Genomic DNA, 1,890 nt, shown 5'->3' with positions numbered 1-1,890 from the left:
CGTTTACAAGGAAGCCAAGGCGCGCGGCGTTCCGACCAAGGAATTGCGCTCGCTGGTGAAGATCCGCGACAACGAGCAGAAGAACCGCGAGATTTACGAGGAACTGGAGGCCGACCAGCAGCAAGTGCTGGCTATGCTCGCGGTCGCCGAGGGCGTCAAGGACCTGCCGCTCTGGCGCGCCGCATCGGCCGCCGCCGCTGAAAGCCGCCCCGCGACGTATCAGTAATGGGGGCGGCCATGGATGACACCGCCCAAGCCAACCAAGCCTTCGGCCGTCTGACCACCGGCATCCATGTTGCCGGTTACACGCTGGAACGTGCGTTTCAGGAACTGGAGTCATTGCTTGAAGCTGACCGCTGGAAACTGATCGGTGATGGCTTCGATAATGTCAGCAAATTCATCGCCAGCATTAAACTCGACACGCTCACCGCCGCCGCGGCCGAGCGCAAGAAGATGGTGGCGAAGATCAAGGCGCTGCAACCGGACACGTCGAACCGCAGCATTGCGAAGATGCTCGGGGTGAATCCGTCCACGATTGATGAGGACGTTGCCGGAAAACCGGCAGTCGCGAAAAAAACTCCAAGGAAACCAAAGCCTCCGAGAAGATAGCTGCCGGAAATCCGGCACCCCCCGAAATCAGCGGCGCGCAAGCTGCAAAGATTGTAGACCGGCGCACCACCGACATTGCCACGACGCAGGCGAGGCGCGCGGATAAGGAGCAACGGCTTGGTGCAAAGATCGCCGCGCTCCCGGACGCCAAATTTGGCGTCATCCTCGCCGACCCGGAATGGCACGACGAAGTGTACTCAGAACAGACCGGGATGAATCGTCACGCATCCCGCGTCTACACGACCAGCGACATTGAGAACATCAAGCAGCGCCCGGTCGGGGACATTGCCGCGGATGACTGTGTGCTGTTTCTCTGGTCCACCAATCAGCACCTCGATGTTGCAATCGAGGTCTTGCGAGCTTGGGGTTTTGAATACGCTTCGCACTACATCTGGCGCAAACCAACCCTGGGCCTTGGATACTGGAATCGAAGCGTTCACGAAGTGCTTCTGATCGGGACAAAGGGTAGTCCGCCATGCCCCGCGCTCGGCACGCAGTGGGACTCTGTGATCGACGCGCCCCGTGGCGGTGAACATTCCGCAAAGCCCGAAATCTTTCTTGAGATGATCGAGCAGTATTTCCCGACCGTTCCCAAGATCGAACTGAATCGGCGGGGCGTTGCACGACCGGGTTGGAGCGCTTGGGGGAATGAGGCTGACGAGGGAGCAGCCGCATGATCCGAGACCCGGTGAAATACTGTGCGGCCCTTTGGGATTGGGATTTTTTGAAACCGTGCTTCAACGGCACGGCCATCCGGGTTGCCGACCTTGATGGTCTGCTGGATGACGAGGGCATCGTCCAAAAGCACGGCTACGTCGAGAGGTACGGCCATCATCTCCTGTTCGAGACGACGGTGCCCGACCGGGAAATGACGAGCGGGCAATTGAGAAGCCATAGCTCGTTGGTGAAGGTTGGTTTTTGCGTCGTCTACTTGTGGGGGGTGCCGAACAGCTTTCCGATTCACAAAGTCCAAGTCTGGAAAGAATTTGAGGCGCAGCGCGGCGATGTGAACGTCAACGTCAGCGAGGCCGGACTCGTTGGCTGGGTTTGTAAGTGGTTCAGATGGTCAACACAAAATCCGATCACGCCGCCACTGGAACCCGCCTTCTTCGATAGGGCGGAAGTCCAATGACCTATTCGCCGCGCATCCTCGCGCTCGATCTCGCCAGCCGTTCCGGCTGGGCCTGCGGCTATCCCTCCGATTTGACGCCGCGCTCTGGCTCGGTGCGCTTTGCCCGCGAAGGCGCCAGCATGGGCGCTGTGTTCTCCGGCTGCAGGCAG

At 59.7% G+C, this 1,890-nt stretch carries 4 protein-coding genes; all 4 read left to right on the top strand.

Features of this window, described 5'->3' with window-relative positions:
* A partial coding sequence (locus tag CWO89_RS43740) for a GapR family DNA-binding domain-containing protein (RefSeq protein WP_130584331.1) occupies nucleotides 1-226 on the top strand: 226 nt, incomplete at its 5' end.
* 11 nt (nucleotides 227-237) lie between these two features.
* Nucleotides 238-609, top strand: a complete 372-nt coding sequence (locus CWO89_RS43735; RefSeq protein WP_130584330.1) for a hypothetical protein — start codon at nucleotides 238-240, stop codon at nucleotides 607-609.
* Nucleotides 606-1,286 carry an MT-A70 family methyltransferase gene (locus CWO89_RS43730; protein WP_130584329.1) on the top strand — a complete coding sequence of 227 codons (681 nt, stop codon included), beginning with the start codon at nucleotides 606-608 and terminating at the stop codon, nucleotides 1,284-1,286. Before CWO89_RS43735 ends, CWO89_RS43730 begins: the two co-directional genes overlap by 4 nt.
* Nucleotides 1,283-1,741 carry a hypothetical protein gene (locus tag CWO89_RS43725; protein ID WP_028167579.1) on the top strand — a complete coding sequence of 153 codons (459 nt, stop codon included), beginning with the start codon at nucleotides 1,283-1,285 and terminating at the stop codon, nucleotides 1,739-1,741. Before CWO89_RS43730 ends, CWO89_RS43725 begins: the two co-directional genes overlap by 4 nt.
* The last annotated feature ends 149 nt before the right edge of the window (nucleotides 1,742-1,890 follow it).

It is taken from the genome of Bradyrhizobium sp. Leo170 (assembly GCF_004296405.1).
GTDB lineage: Bacteria > Pseudomonadota > Alphaproteobacteria > Rhizobiales > Xanthobacteraceae > Bradyrhizobium.
The sequence above is the reverse complement of the archived record's forward strand: the minus strand, read 5'-3'. Positions and strand labels throughout refer to the sequence as shown.

Bases quoted from the DNA above. Each gene is read 5' to 3' on its own strand.
- CWO89_RS43735 (WP_130584330.1), top strand. From the start codon at position 238: ATGGATGACACCGCCCAAGCCAACCAAGCCTTCGGCCGTCTGACCACC.
- CWO89_RS43725 (WP_028167579.1), top strand. From the start codon at position 1,283: ATGATCCGAGACCCGGTGAAATACTGTGCGGCCCTTTGGGATTGGGAT.